At 41.0% G+C, this 26,488-nt stretch carries 29 protein-coding genes and 1 tRNA gene; 22 read left to right on the top strand and 8 right to left on the bottom strand.

Annotation, left to right across the window (positions count from 1 at the left end; genetic code table 11):
• Positions 1-128 precede the first annotated feature (128 nt).
• Positions 129-962 (top strand): inositol monophosphatase family protein, encoded by an 834-nt coding sequence (locus AC21OG_RS02630; protein ID WP_486546030.1) that lies wholly within the window; start codon positions 129-131, stop codon positions 960-962.
• 198 nt (positions 963-1,160) lie between these two features.
• Here the strand turns inward: AC21OG_RS02630 and AC21OG_RS02625 are convergent, their stop codons facing one another.
• The 3 genes from AC21OG_RS02625 to fic all read right to left on the bottom strand — a co-directional run bounded on the left by AC21OG_RS02625 (position 1,161) and on the right by fic (position 4,842).
• Complete coding sequence (locus tag AC21OG_RS02625) at positions 1,161-2,492, bottom strand: APC family permease (protein ID WP_487377285.1); 1,332 nt, start codon at positions 2,490-2,492, stop codon at positions 1,161-1,163.
• 36 nt (positions 2,493-2,528) lie between these two features.
• Positions 2,529-3,449: a formyltetrahydrofolate deformylase gene (purU, locus tag AC21OG_RS02620; protein WP_487377286.1), complete on the bottom strand. Its 921-nt coding sequence runs from the start codon at positions 3,447-3,449 to the stop codon at positions 2,529-2,531.
• Positions 3,450-3,732: 283 nt separating this feature from the next.
• A complete protein-coding gene (fic, locus tag AC21OG_RS02615; RefSeq protein ID WP_487377287.1) occupies positions 3,733-4,842 on the bottom strand; it encodes a protein adenylyltransferase Fic in 1,110 nt (369 codons plus the stop codon).
• A gap of 353 nt (positions 4,843-5,195) precedes the next feature.
• On the opposite strand from fic, the gene AC21OG_RS02610 reads away from it, so the two are divergent.
• The 3 genes from AC21OG_RS02610 (at position 5,196) to AC21OG_RS02600 (ending at position 8,267) form a co-directional block, all read left to right on the top strand.
• A complete protein-coding gene (locus tag AC21OG_RS02610) occupies positions 5,196-5,708 on the top strand; it encodes an EF-hand domain-containing protein (RefSeq protein WP_487377289.1) in 513 nt (170 codons plus the stop codon).
• Between the two features lie 228 nt (positions 5,709-5,936).
• On the top strand, positions 5,937-7,541 hold the full coding sequence (locus tag AC21OG_RS02605; protein WP_491185055.1) for an ATP-binding protein: 1,605 nt from the start codon (positions 5,937-5,939) through the stop codon (positions 7,539-7,541).
• A 24-nt stretch (positions 7,542-7,565) separates the two neighbouring features.
• Positions 7,566-8,267: a response regulator gene (locus AC21OG_RS02600; RefSeq protein WP_487377291.1), complete on the top strand. Its 702-nt coding sequence runs from the start codon at positions 7,566-7,568 to the stop codon at positions 8,265-8,267.
• 195 nt (positions 8,268-8,462) lie between these two features.
• On the opposite strand, the gene AC21OG_RS02595 is transcribed toward AC21OG_RS02600, so the two are convergent.
• The 5 genes from AC21OG_RS02595 to gatC all read right to left on the bottom strand — a co-directional run bounded on the left by AC21OG_RS02595 (position 8,463) and on the right by gatC (position 13,434).
• Positions 8,463-8,539, bottom strand: a tRNA-Pro gene (locus AC21OG_RS02595).
• Positions 8,540-8,611: 72 nt separating this feature from the next.
• Entirely contained in the window at positions 8,612-9,178 is a 567-nt protein-coding gene (locus tag AC21OG_RS02590; protein WP_487377293.1) for a hypothetical protein, read from the bottom strand.
• A 70-nt stretch (positions 9,179-9,248) separates the two neighbouring features.
• On the bottom strand, positions 9,249-10,754 hold the full coding sequence (gene gatB / locus AC21OG_RS02585) for an Asp-tRNA(Asn)/Glu-tRNA(Gln) amidotransferase subunit GatB (protein WP_487377294.1): 1,506 nt from the start codon (positions 10,752-10,754) through the stop codon (positions 9,249-9,251).
• A gap of 649 nt (positions 10,755-11,403) precedes the next feature.
• Positions 11,404-12,915, bottom strand: coding sequence for an Asp-tRNA(Asn)/Glu-tRNA(Gln) amidotransferase subunit GatA (gene gatA, locus AC21OG_RS02580; RefSeq protein WP_487377295.1), 1,512 nt, complete (start codon positions 12,913-12,915; stop codon positions 11,404-11,406).
• A gap of 177 nt (positions 12,916-13,092) precedes the next feature.
• Positions 13,093-13,434 (bottom strand): Asp-tRNA(Asn)/Glu-tRNA(Gln) amidotransferase subunit GatC, encoded by a 342-nt coding sequence (gene gatC / locus AC21OG_RS02575; protein ID WP_486546011.1) that lies wholly within the window; start codon positions 13,432-13,434, stop codon positions 13,093-13,095.
• Positions 13,435-14,295: 861 nt separating this feature from the next.
• On the opposite strand from gatC, the gene AC21OG_RS02570 reads away from it, so the two are divergent.
• The 18 genes from AC21OG_RS02570 to rplX all read left to right on the top strand — a co-directional run bounded on the left by AC21OG_RS02570 (position 14,296) and on the right by rplX (position 26,469).
• Positions 14,296-15,324, top strand: coding sequence for a rod shape-determining protein (locus tag AC21OG_RS02570; protein ID WP_486546009.1), 1,029 nt, complete (start codon positions 14,296-14,298; stop codon positions 15,322-15,324).
• 22 nt (positions 15,325-15,346) lie between these two features.
• Positions 15,347-16,261: a rod shape-determining protein MreC gene (mreC, locus tag AC21OG_RS02565; protein WP_487377297.1), complete on the top strand. Its 915-nt coding sequence runs from the start codon at positions 15,347-15,349 to the stop codon at positions 16,259-16,261.
• A gap of 148 nt (positions 16,262-16,409) precedes the next feature.
• A complete protein-coding gene (gene mreD, locus AC21OG_RS02560) occupies positions 16,410-16,886 on the top strand; it encodes a rod shape-determining protein MreD (protein WP_486546007.1) in 477 nt (158 codons plus the stop codon).
• A 269-nt stretch (positions 16,887-17,155) separates the two neighbouring features.
• Positions 17,156-17,827: a Maf family protein gene (locus AC21OG_RS02555; RefSeq protein ID WP_487377299.1), complete on the top strand. Its 672-nt coding sequence runs from the start codon at positions 17,156-17,158 to the stop codon at positions 17,825-17,827.
• A gap of 275 nt (positions 17,828-18,102) precedes the next feature.
• Positions 18,103-20,094: an Rne/Rng family ribonuclease gene (locus AC21OG_RS02550; RefSeq protein WP_487377300.1), complete on the top strand. Its 1,992-nt coding sequence runs from the start codon at positions 18,103-18,105 to the stop codon at positions 20,092-20,094.
• Positions 20,095-20,500: 406 nt separating this feature from the next.
• Positions 20,501-20,812, top strand: a complete 312-nt coding sequence (gene rpsJ, locus AC21OG_RS02545) for a 30S ribosomal protein S10 (RefSeq protein WP_007394248.1) — start codon at positions 20,501-20,503, stop codon at positions 20,810-20,812.
• Between the two features lie 96 nt (positions 20,813-20,908).
• Positions 20,909-21,547 (top strand): 50S ribosomal protein L3, encoded by a 639-nt coding sequence (gene rplC, locus AC21OG_RS02540; RefSeq protein WP_486546004.1) that lies wholly within the window; start codon positions 20,909-20,911, stop codon positions 21,545-21,547.
• 14 nt (positions 21,548-21,561) lie between these two features.
• A complete protein-coding gene (gene rplD / locus AC21OG_RS02535; RefSeq protein ID WP_486546003.1) occupies positions 21,562-22,164 on the top strand; it encodes a 50S ribosomal protein L4 in 603 nt (200 codons plus the stop codon).
• On the top strand, positions 22,161-22,523 hold the full coding sequence (rplW, locus tag AC21OG_RS02530) for a 50S ribosomal protein L23 (protein ID WP_486546001.1): 363 nt from the start codon (positions 22,161-22,163) through the stop codon (positions 22,521-22,523). The genes rplD and rplW overlap by 4 nt, the downstream gene beginning before the upstream one ends.
• 11 nt (positions 22,524-22,534) lie before the next feature.
• Positions 22,535-23,365, top strand: coding sequence for a 50S ribosomal protein L2 (gene rplB, locus AC21OG_RS02525; RefSeq protein ID WP_486545999.1), 831 nt, complete (start codon positions 22,535-22,537; stop codon positions 23,363-23,365).
• Positions 23,366-23,377: 12 nt separating this feature from the next.
• A complete protein-coding gene (rpsS, locus tag AC21OG_RS02520) occupies positions 23,378-23,653 on the top strand; it encodes a 30S ribosomal protein S19 (protein WP_486545998.1) in 276 nt (91 codons plus the stop codon).
• 10 nt (positions 23,654-23,663) lie between these two features.
• Positions 23,664-23,993 carry a 50S ribosomal protein L22 gene (rplV, locus tag AC21OG_RS02515; protein WP_011959717.1) on the top strand — a complete coding sequence of 110 codons (330 nt, stop codon included), beginning with the start codon at positions 23,664-23,666 and terminating at the stop codon, positions 23,991-23,993.
• A 3-nt stretch (positions 23,994-23,996) separates the two neighbouring features.
• Positions 23,997-24,734 carry a 30S ribosomal protein S3 gene (rpsC, locus tag AC21OG_RS02510; protein WP_486545996.1) on the top strand — a complete coding sequence of 246 codons (738 nt, stop codon included), beginning with the start codon at positions 23,997-23,999 and terminating at the stop codon, positions 24,732-24,734.
• A 3-nt stretch (positions 24,735-24,737) separates the two neighbouring features.
• Positions 24,738-25,151: a 50S ribosomal protein L16 gene (gene rplP, locus AC21OG_RS02505; RefSeq protein ID WP_486545995.1), complete on the top strand. Its 414-nt coding sequence runs from the start codon at positions 24,738-24,740 to the stop codon at positions 25,149-25,151.
• Complete coding sequence (rpmC, locus tag AC21OG_RS02500) at positions 25,151-25,345, top strand: 50S ribosomal protein L29 (protein ID WP_486545994.1); 195 nt, start codon at positions 25,151-25,153, stop codon at positions 25,343-25,345. The genes rplP and rpmC overlap by 1 nt, the downstream gene beginning before the upstream one ends.
• On the top strand, positions 25,345-25,632 hold the full coding sequence (gene rpsQ, locus AC21OG_RS02495; protein WP_487377303.1) for a 30S ribosomal protein S17: 288 nt from the start codon (positions 25,345-25,347) through the stop codon (positions 25,630-25,632). Before rpmC ends, rpsQ begins: the two co-directional genes overlap by 1 nt.
• Before the next feature lie 141 nt (positions 25,633-25,773).
• Positions 25,774-26,142, top strand: a complete 369-nt coding sequence (rplN, locus tag AC21OG_RS02490) for a 50S ribosomal protein L14 (protein WP_007394238.1) — start codon at positions 25,774-25,776, stop codon at positions 26,140-26,142.
• Positions 26,143-26,151: 9 nt separating this feature from the next.
• Positions 26,152-26,469: a 50S ribosomal protein L24 gene (gene rplX / locus AC21OG_RS02485; protein ID WP_486545991.1), complete on the top strand. Its 318-nt coding sequence runs from the start codon at positions 26,152-26,154 to the stop codon at positions 26,467-26,469.
• Positions 26,470-26,488: the final 19 nt, after the last annotated feature.

Raw genomic sequence — 26,488 nt, 5'->3', positions numbered from 1 at the left:
TGAGCATTCTACTACATATACCCATCAGGCAAGGTGGCTGATTTTTATTATCAACTACCCTTAGCCGTAAATTTAATCAAACCTCCAACTGACACTTCAATACATCTCGTAAAGTAAATAGGAACATTATGGAACCAATGGTTGTCATTGCAGCACGTGCTGCTGAGAAAGTCGGCGCTGAACTTCTTAAAGCGCATCAAAATCGTCATAAAATTGAGCTTGATATCGAATCAAAGGGTTTAGAAGGTCTAGTAACTAAGGTAGACCGCTTTAGTGAAGAGTTGACCATTGAGACATTAAAGTACAATTATCCAAACCACTCCTTTTTGGGCGAAGAGTTTGGTATGCAAGAAGGTCAAGGTAGCGACAGTGAATGGTGCTGGATTATTGATCCTCTAGATGGTACTCATAATTTTGTGCATGGTGTGCCTCACTTTTGTATTTCAATCGCTGTACAGCACAATGGTGTGACTGAACACGGAGTTATCTATGACCCAGTTCGTGACGAGATGTTTTCAGCCAGTCGTGGTAAAGGGGCGCGTTTAAACCAACGCCGCTTGCAAGTTAGTCAACGTAAAACTATTGAGGGAGGCTTGTTTACAACGGGTCATCCTTTGGAACGTCAAGAAGGCGATAAAGTGGTGTCTTATGCTAAAGAGCACTTTGCTACGTTACAGAAGATTGCAGAAGAAGGTGGCCAAGTGCGTCGTCTCGGCTCTGCTGCCCTAGACTTAGCATATGTGGCAGCTGGTCGATTTGATGGTTACTTTGAGATGAAGCTTAAGCCATGGGATATTGCGGCGGGCGAGCTTATCGTTAATGAGGCGCGTGGAGTAGTTGTTGATCATAATGGTGCCCCTAAAGCCATGGAAACAGGCTCTATTTTTGCTTGTAACGTCAAGCTATTAAAACCATTAATGAAGATGGTCGTTCCAACATGGGGTAATGCCGTTCGTGGTTAGTTGCACGATAGCTGTAAAGATTTAAAAAGTCAGCCATTAGGCTGACTTTTTTATGCCAAATTTAGACATTAACCTATCGAGAAGGACGGGTGCAAACGCGACAGATAGAAGGGTCGACAAGTTTGACACCGAGTTCGTCAATGTTATTACGACGATAGCTTATTATATAAAAGCACTTATTCACGCTTTAACAATAGCTTAAATCAACTGCTTCCTATTTCTAATGTACATAAACACCACAAACCCTAAAGCAATCCAAAATGCTAAACTAAAGTAGGATGGTAAGGAGATGTTTGAATGAAATATAGGGGTTAGTAGAAACACTAAGAATGCTGCCGATACCAGCATACCAAGGCAACTTATGATAACGTCCTTACGACCCTCTGCAATCTTATAAGCACACAAACACGTCATAAAGTATGCGACAGAGGCACCGATCGACGACAAGTCAACAAACCAAAGTAGGGCAGTACGACCAAAGAAGGGCACAATGATAGCGCACGCCCCGATAAAGTAGATGACCCATCTTGGAATAGTGCCATTACCTGTCTTTAAAGCACCCTCACGTTTACCCACACTGTAATCATCACTCATTGTATCTACCAGTCGGCTTGAGCTAATAAAGAAACCATTTAACCCGGAAACCACAGCGCCAAACATAGCAATTGCCAAGAAATAGAAAATCCCTTTGCCTACTAAATTTTTAACCGCTTCGCCAGTCGCCCATGCAGAGTCAGTAAGCGCATCACTGGGGATGCCTAGCGCGGTTACTACATTTAACACATTGTAAATCACTGCACCAATAACTATCGCTAGCATGGTAATTCTAGAGACGGATTTTGAAGATAAATTATGGTCACCAGACATCTGTGCAACCGCATCAAAGCCGATAAATGCCCAAGGTGCAAAGGCGATAATCCGTACAATTGATGAGGTGTTTAGCTCCCCCCAATTAGAGTCTAAGCTTTGCATCTGAGTGCTTCCGATATTGAACATCGCAATGAAACAGATTAATAATAGCGAGCCAATTAATGCGAATACCAGCAGGTTTTGGGTTTTAAGCGCCCCTTTAATTCCCTTAATATTAATAAAAGTAAATAAAACAATAATGCTGATAGATACTAGAATGTCATTTAAATAGACGGGGTAGCCGGAGACGGAATAGAGAAATTGGCCTTTATTGTAAAAGGGAAAGACTGCATCCAATACCATGGGTACAGCAGTAGCGTTAAGTGGGATAATCGAAAGGTATGCAAGCAATAATCCCCAACCAGTAATAAACCCTGATTTTTTACCCAGTAATGTGGTGGCAAAACTATATTCACCGCCAGACTCAGGAACTTTGGTCATCACTTTTGAATAGCTGTTTTCGATAAATACCAGCATGATGATGGCAATCATAAAACCAATTAAGGTATTAAGCACCCCATAGTTGGGGAGGAATACATTGCCGGGAAGAATAAACGCACCCCAACCGATCACTGAACCTAATGCAATAGTAAAAATTTCCTTTTTACCCATATAACTCATATACTTTTCCCTTATTGGCAACGATTAGAATTTATCTTAACTAAACACTACTGTCTTATTACCAGAGACAATCACTCGGTTTTGTACATGCCAATTCACCGCCCGTGCTAATACATTGCGCTCGACATCACGGCCAATGGCACGCAGTTCAGTGACCCCTTGACGGTGGGTGACTCGGTGTACATCTTGCTCGATAATAGGGCCTTGGTCTAATTCAGCGGTCACATAATGAGCCGTGGCTCCAATCAGTTTTACCCCCTTATCAAACGCCTGACGATACGGGTCAGCACCAACGAACGCGGGTAAGAAAGAGTGATGAATATTGATAATCTTCATCGGCCAGCGATTGACAAAGTCTTCTGACAAAATCTGCATATAGCGGGCTAGCACCAACAAATCATTGCCCGCCATGATTTCATGAATGTCTGCTTCAGCCTCTGCTTTATTGTCTTTGGTTACTGGAACGTGATAAAACTCAATACCAAAGTTCTCAACCGCTTGACGTAAGTCATTGTGATTACTCACTACGCAAGTAATATCACAGTCTAACAATCCTCGTTGATGACGCCACAATAGATCTAGCAATGCATGGTCAAACTTAGACACCAAAATACCGACTTTGGTTTTGATAGCATTGTCATGCAATCGCCAGTCCATATCATAACGTCTAGCAACCGTATGAGCAAAGCTGGCTTCAAAGTTATCAATGATTTCGCTGAGTCCTGCTAATGCAAACTCCAGACGCATAAAGTATTGACCGCCTTCATGTGCCGTAGAGTATTGATCTAGCGTAATGATATTTGCGCCATAGCGATGAATAAATTCTGACACAGCTTGCACGATACCTGCCTTATCTCGGCATTTAATGAGTAGGGTAGCGGTGTCCGTTCTATCCGCATTGTCAGGATTTAATGATGTTTTTATCGCATTTTGGATTGGTTGTGGGTTTTCTGACATAATGACCTTGGGTTTTGATAACCTTAATAACAAGTTGTTTTTATAGTAATAGTCAGTCATTTTATATTAAAAATGAGTTTGAGACAGTAAAAACATCTTAGTAAAGGGAATGAAAACTGTATGTGCAACGCATAAAAAAAGCAACGCATAAAAAAAGCCAGGGAATCCCAAACAGGATTACTGACTTCTTAAAAAATTTGGTCGGAACGGCAGGATTTGAACCTGCGACCACTATATTCAAGATAATTATAGTATTTAAGATAGTTATAATTCATGCAACGAGTTAGCGAATTAACTCATCACTATGCAATAAGTTCATTAGATTTTGATTAATAAAGAGCTTCTCTTTACCTACCTTTTTATCTGTTAATATTCCAATATCTACTAGTGTTTTTAGATAACCACTGGCAGTTTGGCGCTTGGCAATATCTCTATCGACAAGATTGCTAATTCGACAATAAGGCATCTCAAATATAACATTGACTAATTCATGGCTATAGATGTTGTTGGCCTTTTCTTTTATCAGCTGACTGGTATTAGCATGTAACTCTTTAATGGCCAATATTTTATCTGTCGTCCATTCGCTTGTTTCTCGGACTGCGTTTAACATATAAATCAGCCATGTCTCCCAGTCTTGACGTTCTGTGACACCCTTTAGCCCATTATAATAACCTGCTTTGTTATTGATGATGTATCGGCTTAAATATAATATCGGTAAATCGAGTAATTGTTTTTCGATTAAATATAAAATATTTATTACTCTACCTGTACGACCGTTACCATCGAAAAAGGGGTGTATCGCCTCAAATTGATAATGAGCGACGGCCATTTTTACCAAAGGGTCTAAATCATCATCGCTATGTAAAAACGTTTCCCAGTTATCCAATAAACCTTGTATTGATTTAGGGTTGTCTGGTGGCGTATAGATGACCTCGCCAAAACTATTTTGTAAAACAGTGCCCCCGTTACAATGGTTATTGCGAATATTAAGGTTTGTTCCCTTAATAGTTTGGCAAACTTGAAGGGCAGTTAGGCTGGTAAGAGGTCGGTTCTTAATGGCATTTATGCCGTCGTATAAAGCAGTTCGATAACGTAAGGCTTCTTTGGTTGCATGATCAGCAACGTTGTCATCATAGGCATATTGGAACAGCTTGTCTTTGGTAGTGACTATATTCTCAATCTCACTACTACCTTGAGCCTCTAACATCGGGATAATATTAATAAGCATCGCTTGATTGGGTATCAGTTTACCTGCCTGTTTGAGGCATGCTAATGCGGTGCGTGCTTCGATGCAGAGTTTTAGAACGAGTTTGGTTTCAAGTTCATGATTAGGAGGTAGGTAGGGTAAGTCATTATAAGGTTCTTCAGCCTGCCAGTTTGTATTAACTTGCATGGTCTATCTCTCATGTTTATAAAAGAAGAAATTTTAAACATGATACCACTTATATGTCGATTGCATAAACATGACATTTAGCTCATGTCGATAAAATCGCAAAACGTAAACATGACATCACTAGCATGTCGATAGCATAAACATGATATTTAACTCATGTCGATAAAACTTTAAAACGTAAGCATATTAAACTATTAAATTAAATAAATGTGGAAAGCTAACCTAACATAGGCTTACATAGCGTCCTTATTCGTTGCACATTTTAGACCTAAGATGGTTATCAAGTTAAAGGATAAAACGTAATCTTTAACTTAACACTAAACGTTTTAACTAAACTATCAAAAGGTATTGAAATGAAAAACACAATGATGACGTCAAAAGTAAAATCGACAATGTTAGCATTAAGCTTAGTATTGGCAGCAGCAACAGGCGCTAATGCCGCTTCAAGCCAGGCGCACGACCATAACGGCCAAGAGCGTGGTCAACCGCCTTCAGCTACTGAGATATTTGCTAAATTGGATGCCAATAAGGACAACAAACTATCACAAAGTGAAGTTAAAGGCCCTTTAAGCCGACATTTTACGCAAGTAGATAGCAATAACGACGGTTATATTACCAAAGCAGAATTGGAGGCCAATAAACCTAGCGGACACATGAAGCGTGGTGGACAACGACATGGTCAACCGCCATCAGCAACTGAAATATTTGCTAAGATGGATGCCAATAAGGACAACAAACTATCTCAAAGTGAAGTCAAAGGTCCTTTAAGCAGACATTTTGCACAAGTAGACAGTAATAACGACGGTTATATTACCCAAGCAGAATTGGAAAATGCACCAAAACCTGAACGTCAAAGACGCGGCTAGGTTGCATAGTTGATATTACGACAATAGCAATCTTATCTTGTTACAATAAAACTCAGACTAATACTTTAGTCTGAGTTTTTGGGTTAATACATCATTCAGCAAACTTTATAATAAGATAATGAAACCTAACTTGGTATTAAGATGGTCAACACAATAAAAAAACTTACTGACTTTTCTGCGTCATTATCTATCCAGAGGCGATTGCAATTATACTTTATATGCTTTGCCATGTTTTTACTGTTGACTACTACAGCATTAGTCAATTACCGAGTTCAATCTGATTTCACAACCTATCTTAATGCTGAAAAACGTCAAAGTTTGGATACGTTAGCTGAACACGTGCAGCAAAATTATGCAACCGACCCTGTTAAATGGCAAGAGTTTATCAGTCAGCCTGATCTATATATAACGGAAATAAAGGAAGCTTTTGCCCATTTTACAAGACAAGATTTTATCAATGAACCAAACAGATCTTTACCGCCACGCTTAGGTAGACCACCCCTAGATAGGGGCGAAAACCGTACCCCAGAACGTTTAGAGGTTAGAGGTGAGCCGAATAATTTGGTTAATCAACCGCACCTTTTACCTCCGCTACCCTTCCCAGAGCAAGCACCACAACGTCGCCCTAAAGAACTGCCGATGTTACCCGTATCGCTGGTAGATAATGAGAACAATTTAATCTTCGGTCGTAGTATCGGCAATAGTGACACTCATTTTCTTAGCCCCGTAACAGACAGCTCTGGTGAAGTTATTGCCACGTTTGCTTTACCAAAAAATAGTGAATTTAGTAGCCTACAGCAGCAAGCTTATTTGGCGTCTTTTAAACGTACCTTATGGATTATATTGGCGCTTGGCATTGGGTTTAGTTTCTTGTTGGCAAGGTATTTAGCAAACACTTTTACCCAGCCAATTAAAAATTTAAATCAAGCCACTCAAGCACTTAAAAATAGAGACTTCCAAACCCGCATTCCTGTTGTTAGTCACGATGAGCTTGGGCAGCTTAGCCAATCATTTAACCAAATGGCGCATAAGCTGGCAACTTTTGATGAACAAAAAAGGCTGTGGATGGGCAGTATATCGCATGATTTACGCACACCTGTTGCCGTACTAAAAGCAGAGGTTGAGTCCATGCTAGATGGTATTAAGCAACCTGATAACGAATCGCTTGAGTCGTTACAGCAGGAGATTAATAGCTTAACGACGATGCTTGATGACTTTCATCACGCAGCAATGAGTGATATCAGAAATCCTCTAAAAGATTTAGCTCAAAATGACTTAGATAGTGACGTTACAAACTCGTTATTAAGTACTGATGAGCCAAATACCAATAATGTGCAAGGTCGAATGAGTAATGAACATTCTCAACGTTTAAATCCTAAACCATTACTAATGCAGCTCACTAAACGTAGTGAACAATCAATCACCAATGCGGGTTTGAGTTTTTCTACTAAGTGGCACAATAAAGAGGTAGATGTGTCGTTGTCAGAATTAGCGTTGACTAAGATTTGGCAAAATTTATTGCAAAATTCTTTACGTTATACAGATAGTACGCCGCCGCAAAAAGGCAGCATAAAAATAGAGACAGTCGTAGAGCATAATAGGCTGATACTGACTTGGGAGGATAGCGCGCCTAGCGTGCCAACAGAGCTCTTACCTAGGTTATCAGAGCCGTTGTTTCGAGTAGAAAAAAGCCGTAATCGGCAGTTTGCCGGTAGCGGTTTGGGACTGTCAATTGTCAATGATATTGTAATCGGTGCCGGTGGTCGTGTTGACTTTAAACACTCTAGTTTGGGCGGATTAAAGGTTGTTATCATTTTGCCCATAGTTAAATAATCTAAAAAAATTCGAGTAAACCATATGTCAAAAAAGAAGGTGTTAATCGTAGAAGATGAGGTGAAGCTTGCCACAGTGTTGCAAGACTATCTGCGAGCCAGTGAGTATGATTGTCGACTGGTGCATGATGGCGGTGAGGCAGAAGACGCGATAGATAGCTATCAACCTGATTTGATTATTTTAGATTTAAGCTTGCCCTCAGTAGATGGCAATGATATTTGCAAACAAGCCCGTTCGCAAAATTATAATATGCCAATATTAATTACCACAGCAAGAGTTGCTGAAAATGATCTAATTACTGGATTAGAGATAGGTGCTGATGATTATTTGCGTAAGCCTTATAGCCCAAAAGAAGTGGTGGCTAGGGTCAATGCCTTGATACGTCGACAACAACACTATTCACAAGCAAGTGTTCATTTTGACGCCCCAACCTTAGAAGATGATTTACTAGAATTTAAATATCAGGACAAAAGCATCACCTTGTCAAAGGTCGAGGTTTCATTATTAAAACCGATGATAGATAACCCAAAGAGGGTCTACAGCCGTGATCAGCTTATGGACAAAATGTACGATGATTTCCATATTGTCAATGATCGTACGATTGACAGTCATATAAAAAAGATTCGTTCTAAGCTAGCGGGTGTCTGGCCAGATATCCAGTTTATTCATTCAGTCTATGGAGCAGGCTATATGTTTGATGTGAAAATTGATAGTTTAGCGCATTAACCAAAGACCTAGTCTCACTTATCAATATTGGTATTGCTCGACATCCACCATTTAAGCGGATTACCACGGATTAAATCGGATAACAAGGTAACTGTTAAGAGGTTCGGTTAGCTAAAAGGCAGGCAAAAAAAGGGCAGACGGTCAATGACGGTCTGCCCTTCCTATAACGTGCAATCTTTTATAACGTGCAATATTTGGTCGGAACGGCAGGATTTGAACCTGCGACCACTACACCCCCAGTGTAGTGCGCTACCAGACTGCGCTACGCCCCGATGGATTGACTATTTTACTTACTATTATTTTTTTTGCAAGGATATTTTTTGCACTAATTTATAGGTCATTAGTTAAACATCAATCTTAGAATGTAGAACCCTTACTTTTCTCTCTTTTTTAACTTTCAGTGCTTTTTTTACATTATGCAAATTATACAACCCCTCTTTTAAAGAGTTTTCAAGGTTAAACCTTACATCTGAGAGAAGCTTATAATACTTTTTTCCAATTTCTTTTATATGTTCTTCATCAGCCTCTTTAATCTCACTACCTATAACAAATGTTATTTGATTCAAGTTTTCTAATATTTCATTTGTTGAATCATCAAGCCATAGATTATCTGAAAAGCTATGCATAAAGTTATGAAGAAATCTGTAATAGCCGTCCTCACCTTCGCTCATAAATATATGATATGGTAAAGAGTTTGGATGTTCTGTATCTAAAATTACTCCTTTTAAGTCAGATATTATTATTTCAAGATTTTGATACGCATTTAATCTACGTTCTACAATTTGCTTATAATATTCGTTTTTAAAATCTAAGTCTTTGAGCTTTACTGATACAAAATAAGAAACAAGAGTTGAAACCACACTAGTGACAAGTACGTTAGTCAAGATAACGTTAATTAGTTCAGAGTTCATAGTAAAGCCCTATAAAAAATAATGAGCTTTCATATTTCCATAAAAGCTCATTAAATATTTAACTTGTTAACTACCCCAAAAGCTCTTTCAAAATCTCATTGACCTGTTTAGGATTCGCCTTACCACGGCTGGCTTTCATCACCTGACCGACCAGACCATTAAAGGCCTTCTCCTTACCACCTCTATACTCATCGACCATCGCCTGATTATTGGCAATCACTTCCTCAACCATTGCCTTTATTGCGCCAGTATCGGTCTCTTGCTTCAAACCTTTGGCTTCAATAATTTTATCCGCCGCATCATCACCGTCACCACCTTCGCCTTCATACATGGCAGTAAACACCTGCTTAGCCAGTTTACCAGACAAAGTATTGTCGTTTAGACGCTTCAACAATCCCGCTAACTGACCCTCACTAATAGGGGAGTCAATAATAGTCTTATCATCTTTATTCAACGCCCCTAACAGATCGCCCATCATCCAGTTAGCGGTTAGTTTGGCATGCTGAGTACCGACAGACTCAAGCACCGTTTCAAAATAATCTGCAAGCTCTCGGCTATCGGTTAACACACGGGCATCATATTCTGATAAACCAAGCGCTTTCTCAAAGCGCTCACGACGCACCACAGGCAATTCAGGCATTTTTGCACGTATTGCATCGACGGTTGCTTGCTCAATACGCACAGGCAACAAATCAGGATCAGGGAAATAGCGATAATCATCCGCATCTTCCTTAGTCCGCATAATACGGGTTTCGTCCATTTCTGGATCGTACAACATCGTCGCTTGAATGATTGAACCACCGTCTTCAAGAATATCAATCTGACGATCAATCTCACGATTTATTGCATTTTCAATATTACGGAACGAGTTTAAGTTTTTCAGCTCAGTACGAGTACCAAATTCTTCCCCCGGCTTGCGTACAGACACATTACAGTCACAGCGGAACGAGCCTTCTGCCATAATCGCATCGGAGATATCCAGCCACGTGACCAGTTGATGAATCGCTTTAATATAAGCCACCGCTTCTTTTGACGAGCGCATATCAGGCTCAGACACAATCTCAATAAGTGGCGTCCCAGCACGATTCAAATCCACACCGGTCATGCCCGCAACCGCATCATGCACTGACTTGCCCGCATCTTCTTCCAAATGCCCACGGGTGATGCCGATACGTTTTTTATATTCGTCTTTTTCGCCCTCATTAACGATCACATCAATGTAGCCTTTACCCACGATTGGGTTTGCCATTTGCGTGATTTGATAGCCTTTTGGCAGATCAGGGTAAAAGTAATTTTTACGGTCAAACGTATTGAGTAATCCAAGCTCCGCATTCACCCCAATACCGAATTTCAATGCACGTTCAATAAGCCCTTCATTCAATACTGGCAACACACCAGGCAAGCCCAAATCAACAATATTCGCTTGCGTATTTGGCTCATTACCAAACTTCGTTGGCGAGCTGGAAAAGATTTTACTGTCCGTATTCAACTGGCAATGAATCTCAATACCGATGACCACTTCATAGCCATCGACCAACAACTCTTTACGCGTTTCTATCTCTCGAAATTCGTTCATACCTTTTCCCATCACTCAATGTATTAAATTTAAAATGTTACTGTAAAATATATATTTAGACTGACGCAAATTTAGATTGGTAGCGATTGGTAATCCTTTAATTGCGCTTGCTGTACAGTAGTTCCAGAGGCGCAATAAATAATCCCCAGTCGCTATTTATGATTGAAATCGTGACATTTGCATAAGTCTTATTAATAAAAATTATTATTTGGAGCCAATCCTGCCATCCGCTATATCTCCCAGTCTAGGCGGGGCGGGGACACGGTTTGAGTGGTTGCTGTTGCCTCGACACCCTCTCAAAACCTAGACCCCGCAACCCGCCCAAACTGGCAGTATACCGCTACTGTCAGGGCTAAACCGCACTTGAAATTCACATTTGCGGTTCTTAACCCATCCCATCACTATAGTCATAGGCAACTAAATGAGATACAAGGCAACCGAGCGCAAGTACTGCTCTAGTAGGCTTAGCGAGGTTAACGCTGTCGCTCTTTAGTTTGCCTACGACTATATGTTGGGTCTCGTCCCTCGACACCTACCTACATACTCTTAAGATTATACAAGGGTATGTGAGTTGCGTAGCGTAGGTACAACGCAGTGTGAAACCCACGTATTAACAGAACAAGTCGTGGGTTATTACCCACGCTACTCTCTAAGCCCCAGACTGCGCAACAGGCGACAACTTCGTATGATAATCAGTATATTGTTGGAACAAATGAGCCGTAGATAATAATTTACTATCATCCCAATGATTACCGATCAATTGTAGTCCAACGGGTAAACCAGATTCAGTGAATCCGGCAGGCATACTAATAGCAGGCAGACCGGCTAAGTTGACACCAATAGTATAGACGTCACCTAAATACATCGCGACAGGGTCAAGAGCTTCACCCAGCTTATAAGCGGCAGTCGGTGCTGTCGGACTGGCAATGAAATCACAACTGGCAAATGCTTTGTCGAAGTCGTCCAATATTACACGGCGCACTTTTTGCGCTTTGGTATAGTAAGCGTCAAAATAACCAGCGGATAGGGCATAAGTACCCATTAAAATACGGCGCTGAACCTCATCACCAAAGCCTTCAGAGCGAGAGCGAGTATATAAGTCTGCTAAGTCTTTTGGATTCTCGCAGCGATAGCCAAAGCGTACCCCATCAAAGCGTGATAAGTTGGACGAGGCTTCAGCAGGCGCTAACATATAGTAGGTTGCTAGGGTAATTTTGGGGTCTGTAATATGTACTTCTACGATAGTCGCCCCTAAGTCTTCATATTGTTTCAGTGCTGCTCGAACTTTAGATTCAACCTCAGCATCCAATCCGTCACCGAAGTATTCCTTAGCCACACCAATGCGTAATCCAGCAAAAGGCTTGTCAGCATCGGCTTGCTCTACAGCTGATTTCATATCGCTGATATAGTTTGGTACAGGGCGATTAATTGAGGTGGCGTCACGAGGGTCATGACCTGCCATCGGATGCAATAGATAAGCACAGTCCTCAGCACTACGCCCAAAAGTGCCAGCCTGATCTAAACTCGACGCATACGCAATCATCCCAAAGCGAGACACACGTCCATAAGTTGGCTTGATACCCGTTAAGCCACAGAATGAGGCAGGTTGACGAATAGAGCCACCCGTATCACTACCCGTCGCAAAAGGCACAAACCCTGCTGCGACGGCTGCCGCTGAGCCCCCTGAGGAGCCACCTGGCACACGATCAGTATTCCATGGGTTATGGACAGCACCATAATAGGAGCTTTCATTATCTGAGCCCATGGCGAACTCATCCATGTTTAATTTACCTAGACACACTGCCCCTGCTTCACGGATATTAGCAACGATGGTCGCATCATAAGGCGACACGAAGTTATGAAGCATCTTTGAGCCACTGGTAGTCAACAAACCTTTGGTACAGAATAAATCTTTGTGCGCCATAGGGATACCGAGCAAGGGTGAATTCTTAGCCGCTTCTGTATTTGCGGCACGTTTTTCATCGGCTGCTTTAGCCGCATGTTGAGCGCCTTCAGCATCCACGGTAATAAAACTATTAATTTTAGAATCAAGCTTTTCAATACGATTTAAAAAATGTTCCGTGAGCTCAATACTACTAAATTGTTGACTTTGTAAGCCATCGGCAAGCTGGGCAATAGATAAATGATGTAGGTCAGACATAAAGGCGTCCATTTAGTCGATTTAAAATGAATTTTATTGATATTACAAATATTGATATTGGCAAATATTGAAAATAGATAGTTTGATAACGTGCACGTTACTGTCGCTTATTTACTATTTATTAAGTTATTATTTATTGAGTTGCTATTAATGTAGACAGGTCAATAAAGACAGGGCCTAGTCAATAACTTGAGGTACCAGATACAGTCCCTGCTCAACGGCAGGCGCAATAGATTGATTAAGCTCACGATCAATATCCGCATTAGGTATATCAGCTCGCAACTCCTGAGCAGCTTCATGCACGTTGGAGAGGGGTGTTAAATTATCAGTATCGACCTGTGCGATGGTTTGCATCATCTTTAAGATCTTATCAATATCATCTGCAAAGTGTTGCGCAGTGTCCTCATCTATAGCGAGACGGGACAGTTTGGCGACTTGTAGGATATCTGCTGTGCAAATTTGATCTTCTCGAATATCGCTTATCGAGCTTTGGTTAGTGTCTGATTTATCGGTACTCATGAATTAAATATCCTTCTTAGCATTTTTATCGTAAACCATTTGTATTGTAAACAATGGTATTGAGCTTTAAAATTAAAGTTTTAAAGATTTGGCTTAAGTTAAACGTAAAGTTTTAAAGGTTTGGCTTAAGTTAAACGTTTTAATAGGTTTTAATAGAAGGTATAAAGATGTTAAATTATATAAGCTTTTAAGTTATGTTAAAATATAACTTTTTTTTTAGAGCTTTAACACGCATAATGTCTAAAAATATGTGACGCTATTATAAAGTAACTGAAGCTTATTTTCAGGGCTTGCTTATTTAATAGCTTACTCTAGGAAGATTGATGGGGGTAACACTGTTGCTCTTTAGTTTGCCGACAACTATTGTAGTCAAACAAACTGAGCAATCAATAGTACATCAATTTGCCAGTTAATTCTCAAGGTAATGATGGTTTAATCTATTATATCACTTGCAAATTAATGGTCACATAGAGGTACTATGTTACTGAAACAATCGCTAAGTTATGAAGCGTATATAAAACCTAGATAGACGCTGTAAAATCTTTTAACATGGTTAGAAACCAATTAGTTTACAATAATAGTGTGAAAATTAAGAGAATGGCATGATTTATCATGAATTAAACGCTATAATTTGTGCCACTGTATTTATAGATTAATTTATACATTAGACTTTTTGAGTTTAGCTTGTCGTCATACTTAACTTCGGTTAGAGTGTGCGCTTGTTTATGCTAGGCGATACTTCAGAATATATTTTAGTAACTTTATATTATTAACTCACTTATGAGAGCCGTTTATTACAATGCTTATCATTTATTTTGATCAGCGGCTCTCTTTAACTCGCAATACGCTGGAACACGATACATGAACCCGTTTGGATTTCTATCTAACAACATCGCCATTGATCTTGGTACTGCCAACACTTTGATTTTTACACCTGGAAAAGGAGTGGTTCTTGATGAGCCTACGGTTGTTGCACTACGTAGTAACCGTACTCAAAATCCAACGGTGGCCGCTGTCGGTATTGATGCAAAACAAATGTTGGGCCGTACCCCAGATAATATTACCGCAATTCGTCCTTTAAAAGATGGCGTTATCGCAGATTTTGAAGTCACTCAAAAGATGCTAAAACATTTCATCAATAAGGTTAAAGCTAGACGCTTTTTAGCTCAACCAAACGTCGTCGTATGTGTGCCTTGCAAATCGACTTTAGTAGAGCGACGGGCTATTCGAGAGGCTGTTTCATCAGCTGGTGCGAACAAAGTATTTCTTTTAGAAGAGCCAATGGCTGCTGCTATAGGGGCGGATTTGCCTGTCCATGAAGCCAGTGGCTCAATGGTAGTGGATATCGGCGGTGGTACCACTGAGATTGCCGTTATATCTTTGTCAGGCTGTGTTTATGCGGATTCTATTCGCATTGGCGGTGATATATTTGATGAAGCGATCATCACTCATGTACGTCGTAATCATGGCTGTGTGATTGGTGAAACTACCGCTGAGCGTATTAAGCACAGTGTTGGCTCTGCCATAGATGAAGATGCTAAACTTGAAGTTGAAGTACGTGGCCGTAGTATGGCAGAAGGGGTACCAAAAACTCTGACTGTCACCTCAGAAGAAGTACAAAAGGCACTCAGTGACTCATTGACAGGTATTGTCAGTGCTGTTAAGACTGCCTTAGAACAAACGCCGCCTGAGCTGTCCTCTGATATTGCTGAGAGAGGCATAGTGTTAACGGGTGGTGGTGCCTTACTACGTAATATCGACAAACTAATCTCTAAAGAAACGGGTTTGCCAGTTACAGTGGCTGAAGATCCATTAACCTGTGTGAGTCGTGGTGGTGGTGCAGCCTTGGCTTTTATTAATAATAAAAGTCTTAATATGATTTTTGTATAGTCGATAAGTTAGTATATTTAATATGGCAAGCATATTTGCTCATCAAAGTCTCTCGCTTCGTAAAACAGCAGCGGTACTATTAGTTGCTATGATTTTAATGTTGCTTGACAGCAAAAGCCCTGATTGGTTTACACCTTTACGGGGAGCTAGTCATGCCGCAATGCAGCCTCTTTATCAAATGTCTGTATTACCTAGCTTTGTCAATCATTGGGCTGATGGGACCTTGAAGAGTAAAGAGGCATTGCGTCGTGAAAATATCCAATTGCATGCACAATTGCTTCATGCTCAAGCCAAACTACAACAGCAAGACTATATTTTAGCTCAGAACGCACGTTTACAAGGTATTTTGTCTACAACCAAGCCTGATCAGTATGAGTTAAATCTTGCTCAAGTTATTGGTACCGATACCAACCCTCTTAAACAGATAGTTGTTATTAATAAAGGCAGTAAAGATGGTGTTGAAGTAGGTCAAACTGCTATCGATGAAAATGGTATTTTGGGTCAAATCATTAATGTTTATCCAGATACTAGCCGCTTACTGCTCATTACTGATGAGTTGCAGTCTGTTTCAGTTACCGTAAGGCGCACGGGCCAAAGGGCGATTGTCACTGGTACAGGTTCCCCAAGTTCACTAAAATTGGACTATATATTTAAGACGTCTGATATTCGAGTGGGAGATGAGCTAATTTCATCAGGCTTAGGAGGACGTTTTCCTGCAGGTTATAGAGTAGGGCGTATTGAGTATATCAATCCGCAACAGAACGACAACTTTATGAATATAGAAGTGAAGCCTGCTGCTGATTTTGTTAACAGCTCCTATGTGTTGATTATGCAAGATAGTGAAAATGCACCTAATTTTACAAATGATAGTTTTACAGGATCTTTAGAGTTAACTGATATGCCTTATGTACCAGTTAATCGATCTACTGAACCATAACTTACACAACACTTTAATGTATACACCTTATTAGTGGCGATTGTTTTGTGACAGTCTATTACCGAACTGCCTGCCACTTTATAATGAGCGTTATTAATAGCTGATATTAGCTGATGGCGGTTCATTAATAAGCGCTACCGGTATCATAATGAAAACTCGTTTAAGTCCTATACAGACTGTACTGATCGTTATCGTAAGTTTTGTCATTGCCTCTGTTGTTAATATTTATCCCCTTAGTTTACAATCTTCGATATTGCGTCCAATGGCGCTTATTATGGTGCTTGCATTTTGGCTGATTTTTAAGCCTCGCTATGTGGGAGTCGGCACGGCATTTGCGATAGGTATTATTGCAGACTTACTGTTAGATACCCGTCTAGGTCAACAGGCGTTTTCTGCTACTTTAATGGCTTTCTCAATTCGACTAATGGTGCGCTATATTAGGCAACTAAATCTGTCGCTAGCTTGGATACTAGCTTCGGCTGGTTTAATAGTATTTCAATTAAGCCTTTGGACAGTACAATATTTGACTCAAAATATTTTTTTCACTCCTGCAATATTCAGCCTACTAATCAGTATTGCCGCTTGGCCTGTAGTATTTCTGGCACTCATTCGCTTTATTAGATAGACGTCGAGAGTTATATAAACACAACATCTACGTCTCTTTATTTAGGCCAGTTATTTTTTATTTAGGCCAGTTATTTAAAATCCAGTAGTGTTTAAAATAAGCAGCCTTTTAAATGTCATTTTATGAATGGGGGATATGCCCTAGTTTAGTGACTCGTAACTCTATGAGGCGCTATCACATTTTGGCGTCTTACTATTTTTAGATTAAATGAGCTTACCTAAAAGAAAAAAATATTTGAATGTTCAACAGACTCTAGATATGGCAATTTTATGATTGAAATTATTTTGGCATCCACCTCGCCACGAAGACAACAACTGTTAGGTTTATCAGGTCTGAAGTTTGTCACATTTTCAGTAGATGTGGATGAGACTGTTAGACCCAATGAATTGCCCCAAGATTATATCGTGAGAATGGTAGAAGCTAAAGCGCAACAGGCTTGCAAGCAACTGTTTGATACGGCAAAAGAAAATAATCCATCAAACATAAATAAGACAGATGTGAACAATCCTCATAGCTCTAAATTAATTATCACCGCTGATACCATAGGCGTGTTGCCAGATGGTAAGTCTATTTTGATTAAGCCGAGGGATAAGACAGATGCGTTCGCTATGTGGCGTAGCATGTCAGGCGTACAACATGCGGTGTGGACAGCTGTAAAATTAACATTTGTTAATGAGCAGGGTAACGTTAGCTTTCATGATACTATTTTAGAGAAAACTGAGGTCAAGTTTATACCCTTAGACGAAAAAGCTATGGAAAATTATTGGCAGACAGGAGAGCCTGTAGACAAAGCGGGAGGGTATGCTATCCAGAGCAAGGGAGCATGTTGGGTAGAGCGGATTAATGGGAGTTATACCAATGTTGTAGGGTTGCCATTGGCCCAAACCTTACAAGCGATTGAGCAAATCACTCAACAACAGAATAATTTAAACTCATTATAAGGCATTGAAGGGTTAAGCTTAGTTTCCACACAGATATACACAACCCCTATATAACAATTTGCCAAGCTCAATGGTACACTGTCAAACTTTAAAGATTAGAACAAACGATTAGAACAAACCATGATCATGATATAGGTTGTGAAACAGCCCGCATTACACCTTATAGTCAACCGTTAGCATCTAAAATATTAGCATCTAAAATAATTGGTAATAAGTATCCTCGTTACGCTTAACATCAAAATACAATCATCTCAATAAAAAATAAAAGGTCTGCTATGTCAGAAGAGCTACTCATCAATGTCAGTCCAATGGAATCTCGGGTCGCAGTCTTAGACAACGGCGTGGTCAGCGAGGTTTATATTGAACGGCATAATAAGCTTGGACTGGTAGGAAATATTTATCTGGGTACAGTGGTTCGTGTCTTACCTGGAATGCAGGCGGCATTCGTTGAAATTGGACAATCACGTACCGCTTTTTTACACGTTAATGATATGCGGCGTGTTGCACGTGCTTCTCCTCAGAAGACGGCATCTCCATCTGTAGCACGGCACAAGACGAAGCATGAACCTAGTATCTTGGCAAGTATGCCAGTCGATCGCTATGAGCATATTGCCGAAAACAATACCGATATTGAAGATGGTGAGTGTGCCGATAAGGCTTCAAATACTGAATCATCACCTTCCGCCACATCCCCAAATATTACCTCAACCACAGAGGCATCAGCAGCATTACATTATGCAGATCAGGATTCTTCTTTAAGTCTTGATGATAACAATGCTGCCACTATCACTAGCAAAATACAGCCTGAAAGCAATGGTCTTAGTGAAAAGCAGTCAGCAATGGCAGATGAATTGGATAATCTGCAAAATGACTTATTAGATAATAGCTTATATGACGAAGCAACTAGCGAGGTAACAAGCGGCGCAACTAGGGACGCAACAAGAGACGACGATTCCCCAGATATCGTTGGAAATGCCATTACTAAAGCAGATGTCAAGTCTGCACCAGTTAAAGAGCGTAAGGTTATTGAGCCCCCTAGACATGAGCTGATTCAGTATCGTCTGCAAGAAGGTCAAAAAATCTTAGTGCAAGTGACTAAGGATCAGTTAGGAACAAAAGGGGCACGGTTAACCACAAATATATCTCTGCCGTCTCGCTACTTAGTCTATCTGCCCTCAAGCGAGCACATAGGTATTTCACAACGTATTGATAATGAAGAGGAGCGCCACCGTTTAAAAACGGAGCTTGCGTCACTGATGCAGACGGTCAACTTAACGGGTGGCCTTATCGCAAGGACAGCAGCTGAGCGCGTGCCAGTTGCCAAACTTGAAGAAGATATTTATTATCTGGTCCAGCTATGGCGCACCATCCAAGCGCGTAAAGATGCCTCAGCGATCAGCAGTCAGCCTGCAGTACTCATTTATCAAGAGTTATCATTACCGCTTCGCTCGATCCGCGATCTGGTGCATCCCGATACTGAAAAGGTCATAGTTGATCATGAAGGGATGTACAATGAAGTGCGACAGTTTGCTAAGGAGTTTGTACCCTTTATTTATCCGCGTATTATTCCATATTCGGGTGAGCAGCCTTTATTTGATGTCCACCGCGTTGAGGAGGATTTAAGAGATGCCCTCAAAAGAAGAGTCGATTTAAAATCAGGTGGCTACTTGATTATTGATCAGACAGAAGCAATGACAACCATCGATGTCAATACAGGCTCGTTTGTGGGTGGGCGCTCACTTGAGGATACCGTCTATAAGACTAATCTAGAAGCAACACATGCGATTGCAAGACAGCTACGATTACGCAATTTAGGCGGGATTATCATTCTTGATTTCATTGATATGCTTGAGCAAGAACATAAAGACGATGTGTTAGAAAATTTGCAACACCAGCTGTCACAAGATTATGCCAAAACTAAAATCACTCAGGTAAGCGAGTTGGGGTTGGTTGAGATGACTCGCAAGAGAACCCGCGAATCGTTAGAACAACAGCTGTGTGAGCCTTGTAAAACTTGCGATGGTAAAGGATTTATCAAAACAGCAGAAACGGTTTGTTTTGAAATATTTCGAGAGATTATGCGCTGTGCTCGTACGTATAATTCTCCGAAGAAGTTCACGGTGGTAGCGCATGCGTCTGTTATTGATTTATTATTGTCATCAGAGGCAGACACTGTGGCAGATCTTGAGTATTTACTAGGACGCGTGATTACCTTTGAAGTTGAAAATCTCTATACGCAAGAGCAATATGATATTGTACTCGACTAAGTTCAAGCGTTTAATATCTTTAAAAGAGTCAACCTCTCATTAATTTTTTATATTGGTCTTGCAATTTATTGCAAGCTCTGTATAATACATTCCACTGAATTTATATGAGCGTTTCAAGTCAGTGTCATGCAAATATGGCAGCATATTTAGCAATTAACACATAAAAATCTTGACGTTAATACAGCCGAAGCATCGTTTTTGGCACTAATTTCATTCTTCTTTGCTACCTTCCGATTTTGGAAATGGTGGGCAAGGATTAAATTTATTTTGTTTTTTGAAAATGTTGAGTGTGATTAGCATCACGATTTAACCAAAAAATAAATCATTTATATAACGGCTATTTATCATTAAAAACCTATTAAAGGCTATTAATAATGATAAAACCACTTATTAGGAGCTTGCTGGCATGGCTAACCAGAGAATCCGTATCCGACTAAAATCTTTTGATCATAGATTAATCGATCAGTCGGCACAAGAGATTGTCGATACCGCAAAGCGCACTGGTGCGCAAGTTTGTGGTCCTGTACCGTTGCCTACTCGCATTGAGCGTTTCAACGTCCTAACCTCGCCACACGTCAACAAAGACGCGCGAGATCAGTACGAGATTCGTACTCACAAGCGTATGCTTGACATCGTGCAACCTACTGATAAAACCGTAGATGCATTGATGAAGTTGGACTTGGCTGCTGGTGTAGACGTTCAAATCGCATTGGGTTAATCAAAGGCGCGTCAATAATTAAGCGTAATGATTAATATAGCGCGACTTTTAGATATTACCCCAAACTATTAATTGAAGATATTAAAGAGGTTTAACATGGCGATCGGTTTAGTCGGTAAGAAATGCGGCATGACCCGTGTCTTCACTGAAACAGGCGCTTCTATTCCTGTAACAGTCGTTGAGGTCGATGCAAACCGCATTACTCAAATCAAAACGAATGACACTGACGGCTATCAAGCCATCCAAGTCACCACAGGTGAGCGTCGTGACAGCCGCGTAACAGCAGCACAAAAAGGTCACTTTGCCAAAGCCGGCGTAAAAGCAGGACGTGGTGTATGGGAATTTCGTGTTACAGAAGAAGAGCTAGAAGGACGTGAAGCTGGCGGTGAAATTGCTGCTGACCTATTTGAAGCAGGGCAACTTGTTGATGTTACAGGTCAAAGTAAAGGTAAAGGCTTCCAAGGTGGCGTAAAGCGTCATAATTTTAGTATGCAAGATGCGACTCATGGTAACTCTATTTCGCATCGTGTACTAGGGTCAACAGGTCAGAACCAAAGCCCAGGTAAAGTTTTCAAAGGTAAGAAAATGCCAGGGCAAATGGGTAACAAACAAGTTACCGTTCAAGGACTTGAAGTCGTGTCAGTAGACGCTGAAAAAGGTCTTCTCGTCATTAAAGGTGCCGTACCTGGTGCCAATGGTGGCGATGTCATCGTACGTCCGTCAATCAAAGCCTAAGCAAGGGGATTAACGTGAATTTAAAAACTGTTACAGGCGCAGCGGTTGAGCTGTCTGACACGGCATTTGGTCGTGAATTCAACGAAGCCCTCGTTCACCAGGTCGTCACTGCTTATTTAGCAGGCGCACGTCAAGGTACCCGCGCACAAAAGACTCGTGCTGAAGTTTCTGGCGGTGGTATCAAGCCATGGCGTCAGAAAGGTACAGGTCGTGCTCGCGCAGGCTCTATTCGTAGCCCTATCTGGCGTAGTGGTGGTCGAGCATTTGCTGCCAAACCACAAGATTGGTCACAAAAAGTGAACCGTAAAATGTATCGTGGTGCTATGCAGTGTATTTTAGCTGAATTAGTTCGCCAAGATCGTCTTATTTTAGTGGATGAAATAACTGTTTCAGCTCCAAAGACAAAAGAGCTGATAAGCAAATTGGCAGAACTTAATGCACCTAAAGCATTAATCGTGACCAATGAAGTTGATGAAAACCTTTATTTAGCTGCTCGTAACATTCCACATGTGAATGTACTAGGCACTAATGAAGTGGATCCTGTTAGCTTGATTGCGTTTGATAAAGTCATCATGTCTGTTGACGCAGCGAAACAATTTGAGGAAGCACTAGCATGAATAACGCAAGACTTTATCAGGTCTTAAAAGGGCCTGTGTTCTCAGAAAAATCTCAGCTGCTAGGTGACTCGCTAGGTGTACAAGTATTTAAAGTAGATAAGAATGCCACTAAGCGTGAAATCAAAAAAGCAGTCGAGTTAATGTTTGATGGTGTTGAAGTAACTAAAGTAAACACATTAAATGTTAAAGGTAAGACGAAGCGTTTTGGTAAAAATATCGGCCGTCGTAATGACTATAAAAAGGCCTATGTTACCTTAAAAGCTGGTCAAGCAGCTGTTCAAAATGGTCAAATGGCTGATGCTGGTGAAGAGGTTGCAGATACTGCAGCATCGACTAGCGAAACAGCGAACAACGAATAAGGATACAAATTATGCCTATCGTAAAAGCAAAGCCAACATCACCAGGTCGCCGTTTTGTTGAGAAAGTGGTGCATCCACACCTTTATAAAGGTCGTCCGCATGCTCCACTTGTTGAAGCACAAGGCAAATCAGGTGGTCGTAATAATAATGGTCGTATAACCTCACGTCATATCGGTGGTGGGCACAAGCAACACTATCGTATCATCGACTTTAAACGTACTAAAGACAATATCCCAGCGACAGTAGAGCGTATTGAATACGATCCTAACCGTACTGCTCATATTGCATTACTTAAGTACGCTGATGGTGAGCGTCGTTATATTATTGCACCTAAGAAATTACAAGTTGGTGATTCAGTGATGTCTGGCGAGACTTCTCCAATTCGTCCAGGTAACTGTCTACCCCTTAAGAATATCCCAGTAGGTACGACGATCAGTAATATCGAACTTAAAATCGGTAAAGGCGCTCAACTTGCGCGTTCAGCCGGTGCTTCAGTTCAGTTACTCGGCAAAGATGGCATTTATGCTATTTTACGTTTACGTTCTGGTGAAACTCGCCGTGTACACATTAATTGCCGTGCAGTCATTGGTGAAGTTTCTAATACTGAAAATAACCTAAAATCACTTGGTAAAGCAGGTGCATCACGTTGGCGTGGTGTTCGCCCAACGGTTCGCGGTACAGCGATGAACCCAGTCGATCACCCACATGGTGGTGGTGAAGGTCGTACAATGGGTAAACATCCAACAACGCCATGGGGTCAGAAGACCAAAGGTCTTAAAACGCGTTCTAACAAGCGTACTGACAGTATGATCATCCGTCGCCGTCGCGCCAAGAAGAAATAAAGGAAAAATTTCATGCCTCGTTCATTGAAAAAAGGTCCATTCATTGATGCGCATCTGTTTGCCAAAGTAGAAACTGCTATCGAGTCTAACTCTCGCAAGCCAATTAAAACTTGGTCACGTCGCTCGATGATTTTACCACAAATGGTTGGTCTAACTATTTCTGTTCATAATGGCCGTACTCACGTACCGGTTATTATTAGTGAGCAAATGGTTGGCCATAAACTAGGTGAATTTGCCCCGACTCGCACATACCGCGGTCACGGCATTGACAAGAAAGCAAAAAAATAAGGTGCTCACTATGGAAGTAACTGCAAAATTACGCGGTGCCGCCATTTCGGCACAGAAAGTTCGACTTGTCGCAGATGAAGTTCGTGGTAAGTCTATCGAGCGTGCTTTGGATATCCTTGCGTTCAGCAACAAAAAAGGCGCAGTATTTGTCAAGAAATGTCTTGAATCTGCAATCGCCAATGCTGAGCACAACCACGGTCTAGATATTGATACCCTAAAAGTATCAACTATCTATGTGGATGAAGGCATCACGCTAAAGCGTATCCTACCACGTGCAAAAGGTCGTGCTGATCGTATCAGTAAGCGTACCTGTCACATCACAGTTAAGGTAGGAGAATAATTCATGGGACAAAAAGTACATCCAATCGGAATTCGTCTTGGTGTTGTCAAAAAGCACAACGCTAACTGGTATGCAGACCCTAAGCAATACTCTGAATATCTTTTAAATGACATTCAAGTACGTGATTATCTTCGCAAAAAGCTAGATAACGCTATGATAAGCCATATCATGATTGAGCGCCCTACGGGTGCCGCTAAAATCACGATTTCAACGGCGCGTCCTGGTATTGTTATCGGAAAAAAAGGTGAAGATATTGAGAAGTTACAGAAAGAGTTGACCAACATGATGGGTGTTCCTGCTCAGGTTAATATCGAAGAAATTACTTCTCCTGACTTAGATGCTCGACTAGTTGCTGAAGGTATTGCAAGTCAATTAGAACGCCGTGTTATGTTCCGTCGTGCTATGAAACGTGCGGTTCAAAACAGTATGCGTTCTGGTGCTCAAGGTATTAAAGTTGAATTGTCTGGTCGTTTAGGCGGTGCTGAGATTGCTCGTACTGAGTGGTATCGTGAAGGTCGTGTACCTTTACATACGCTTCGTGCAGATATTGACTATGCATCGGTTCGTGCTGAGACTACCTACGGAACTATCGGTGTTAAAGTATGGATTTTCCGTGGTGAAATTCTTGATGGTATGGATAGTGTTTACAATCCTCCAAAGAAAGAAGATAAGCCTCGTGCCCCTAAGCGCCGCGGACGTGGAAACCGTCGTTCAGACAGAGCAAACACAGATAGAGGTTAAGCTATGTTACAACCAAAACGTACCAAATTTCGTAAAATGCATAAAGGGCGTAACACGGGTTTAGCACATCGTGGAAGCACCGTTGCATTTGGTCAATTTGGCCTTAAATCAGTTGGTCGCGGTCGTATGACCGCTCGTCAAATTGAAGCGGCTCGTCGTACTATTACTCGTAAGGTTAAGCGCGGTGGTAAGATCTGGATCCGTGTATTCCCTGATAAGCCAATTACTGAAAAGCCATTAGAAGTTCGTATGGGTAAAGGTAAAGGTCCTGTTGAGTACTGGGTATGCGAAATCAAACCAGGTAAAATGCTTTATGAGATCGAAGGGGTTTCAGAAGAGTTAGCACGTGAAGCGTTTACGCTTGCTGCGGCTAAGCTTCCCTTCAAAACTACCATTGTTAAGCGGACGATAATGTAATGAAGATCAGTGAATTACGTGAAAAATCAGTAGAAGAGCTGACTGGATTACTAGATGAGAAGCAGCTTGATGCCTTTCGTCTTCGTATGGCCAAAGCCACCGGTCAACTAGGTAGCACCCACGAAGTCAGAGCAAATCGCCGTGCGATTGCTAAAATCAAGACTTTGATTAATGAAAAACAAAGAGGCGCCTAATGAGTGACGATATTCAACAAACCGAACAATCGGGCACAGATGTAGGTATTGTTACTGGTAAGGTTGTCAGTAACAAGATGGAAAAGTCTATTACAGTATTGGTTGAACGTAAAGTTCGCCATCCTCTGTATGGTAAGCAGATCCGTCGTTCTACAAAGATTAAAGCCCATGACGAAGACAATGTCTGTAATGAAGGGGACGTGGTTCGCATCGTTGAAACCCGCCCAATCTCTAAGACTAAATCTTGGAAGTTACTAGACGTTGTTGAAACAGCTAAAAAAATATAAGCAAATTGCAATTGGCTTTAATTACTGGTAAAATACGCCCCCTTGTGGTAACACTAAGTGAGCGCTTTATTTAAGTGTTAATTATATAAAGTTATTTTACACAGTAGTTAACGCCTTTTCGCATATGATTGGAGTAACGCAATGATTCAGACTGAAACAATTCTGGAAGTTGCAGATAATAGTGGTGCACGACGCGTTCAATGTATCAAGGTTTTAGGCGGTTCACATCGCCGTTATGCCTCTGTCGGCGACATCATTAAAGTATCTGTGAAAGAAGCAATACCGCGTGGTCGTGTTAAAAAAGGCGATGTTATGAATGCTGTGGTTGTACGTACCAAAAAAGGTGTACGTCGTCCAGATGGTTCAGTCCTTCGCTTTGACGATAATGCTGCTGTGTTGCTTAACCAGAATAAAGCCCCGATTGCCACTCGTATCTTTGGGCCGGTAACTCGTGAACTACGTGGTGATCAATTCATGAAGATTGTATCACTAGCACCAGAAGTACTGTAGAGGTAACCCATGGCTAAATTACGTAAAGGCGACAATGTTATTGTTATTGCTGGGAAAGACAAAGGCAAACAAGGCGTTGTGCTAGCGGTAAAAAATGACCGTATTAAAGTAGAAGGCATTAACATTGTCACTAAACATCAAAAGCCTAATGCGGCAACTGGTGTTGAAGGTGGCATTCTTAAGCAAGAAGCATTTTTACATATCTCTAACGTCGCAATTTTTAATGCGCAAACCCAAAAAGCTGATCGTATTACTTACCAGTTTGACGAAAATGGCAATAAGCAACGTGTCTATCGTTCAAATGGTGAAGTAGTGGCGACTGCGTAAAACACTAAGGGTGTAATAG

Source organism: Psychrobacter sp. CX5 (assembly GCF_057621535.2).
This window is presented reverse-complemented; position numbering and strand designations above follow the sequence as displayed.

Excerpts from the sequence above, each read along its gene's own strand:
- AC21OG_RS02630 (WP_486546030.1), top strand. The coding sequence starts at position 129 with ATGGAACCAATGGTTGTCATTGCAGCACGTGCTGCTGAGAAAGTCGGC.
- AC21OG_RS02570 (WP_486546009.1), top strand. The coding sequence starts at position 14,296 with ATGAACCCGTTTGGATTTCTATCTAACAACATCGCCATTGATCTTGGT.
- rplX (WP_486545991.1), top strand. The coding sequence starts at position 26,152 with ATGGCTAAATTACGTAAAGGCGACAATGTTATTGTTATTGCTGGGAAA.
- rplC (WP_486546004.1), top strand. The coding sequence starts at position 20,909 with ATGGCGATCGGTTTAGTCGGTAAGAAATGCGGCATGACCCGTGTCTTC.
- rplV (WP_011959717.1), top strand. The coding sequence starts at position 23,664 with ATGGAAGTAACTGCAAAATTACGCGGTGCCGCCATTTCGGCACAGAAA.
- AC21OG_RS02590 (WP_487377293.1), bottom strand. The coding sequence starts at position 9,178 with ATGAACTCTGAACTAATTAACGTTATCTTGACTAACGTACTTGTCACT.
- AC21OG_RS02600 (WP_487377291.1), top strand. The coding sequence starts at position 7,566 with ATGTCAAAAAAGAAGGTGTTAATCGTAGAAGATGAGGTGAAGCTTGCC.
- gatA (WP_487377295.1), bottom strand. The coding sequence starts at position 12,915 with ATGTCTGACCTACATCATTTATCTATTGCCCAGCTTGCCGATGGCTTA.
- AC21OG_RS02605 (WP_491185055.1), top strand. The coding sequence starts at position 5,937 with ATGTTTTTACTGTTGACTACTACAGCATTAGTCAATTACCGAGTTCAA.
- rpmC (WP_486545994.1), top strand. The coding sequence starts at position 25,151 with ATGAAGATCAGTGAATTACGTGAAAAATCAGTAGAAGAGCTGACTGGA.
- rpsS (WP_486545998.1), top strand. The coding sequence starts at position 23,378 with ATGCCTCGTTCATTGAAAAAAGGTCCATTCATTGATGCGCATCTGTTT.
- rpsQ (WP_487377303.1), top strand. The coding sequence starts at position 25,345 with ATGAGTGACGATATTCAACAAACCGAACAATCGGGCACAGATGTAGGT.
- rplP (WP_486545995.1), top strand. The coding sequence starts at position 24,738 with ATGTTACAACCAAAACGTACCAAATTTCGTAAAATGCATAAAGGGCGT.
- rpsC (WP_486545996.1), top strand. The coding sequence starts at position 23,997 with ATGGGACAAAAAGTACATCCAATCGGAATTCGTCTTGGTGTTGTCAAA.
- AC21OG_RS02625 (WP_487377285.1), bottom strand. The coding sequence starts at position 2,492 with ATGAGTTATATGGGTAAAAAGGAAATTTTTACTATTGCATTAGGTTCA.
- fic (WP_487377287.1), bottom strand. The coding sequence starts at position 4,842 with ATGCAAGTTAATACAAACTGGCAGGCTGAAGAACCTTATAATGACTTA.
- gatC (WP_486546011.1), bottom strand. The coding sequence starts at position 13,434 with ATGAGTACCGATAAATCAGACACTAACCAAAGCTCGATAAGCGATATT.
- gatB (WP_487377294.1), bottom strand. The coding sequence starts at position 10,754 with ATGAACGAATTTCGAGAGATAGAAACGCGTAAAGAGTTGTTGGTCGAT.
- rplB (WP_486545999.1), top strand. The coding sequence starts at position 22,535 with ATGCCTATCGTAAAAGCAAAGCCAACATCACCAGGTCGCCGTTTTGTT.
- AC21OG_RS02555 (WP_487377299.1), top strand. The coding sequence starts at position 17,156 with ATGATTGAAATTATTTTGGCATCCACCTCGCCACGAAGACAACAACTG.
- rplN (WP_007394238.1), top strand. The coding sequence starts at position 25,774 with ATGATTCAGACTGAAACAATTCTGGAAGTTGCAGATAATAGTGGTGCA.
- rpsJ (WP_007394248.1), top strand. The coding sequence starts at position 20,501 with ATGGCTAACCAGAGAATCCGTATCCGACTAAAATCTTTTGATCATAGA.
- AC21OG_RS02610 (WP_487377289.1), top strand. The coding sequence starts at position 5,196 with ATGAAAAACACAATGATGACGTCAAAAGTAAAATCGACAATGTTAGCA.
- mreD (WP_486546007.1), top strand. The coding sequence starts at position 16,410 with ATGAAAACTCGTTTAAGTCCTATACAGACTGTACTGATCGTTATCGTA.
- AC21OG_RS02550 (WP_487377300.1), top strand. The coding sequence starts at position 18,103 with ATGTCAGAAGAGCTACTCATCAATGTCAGTCCAATGGAATCTCGGGTC.
- mreC (WP_487377297.1), top strand. The coding sequence starts at position 15,347 with ATGGCAAGCATATTTGCTCATCAAAGTCTCTCGCTTCGTAAAACAGCA.
- purU (WP_487377286.1), bottom strand. The coding sequence starts at position 3,449 with ATGTCAGAAAACCCACAACCAATCCAAAATGCGATAAAAACATCATTA.
- rplW (WP_486546001.1), top strand. The coding sequence starts at position 22,161 with ATGAATAACGCAAGACTTTATCAGGTCTTAAAAGGGCCTGTGTTCTCA.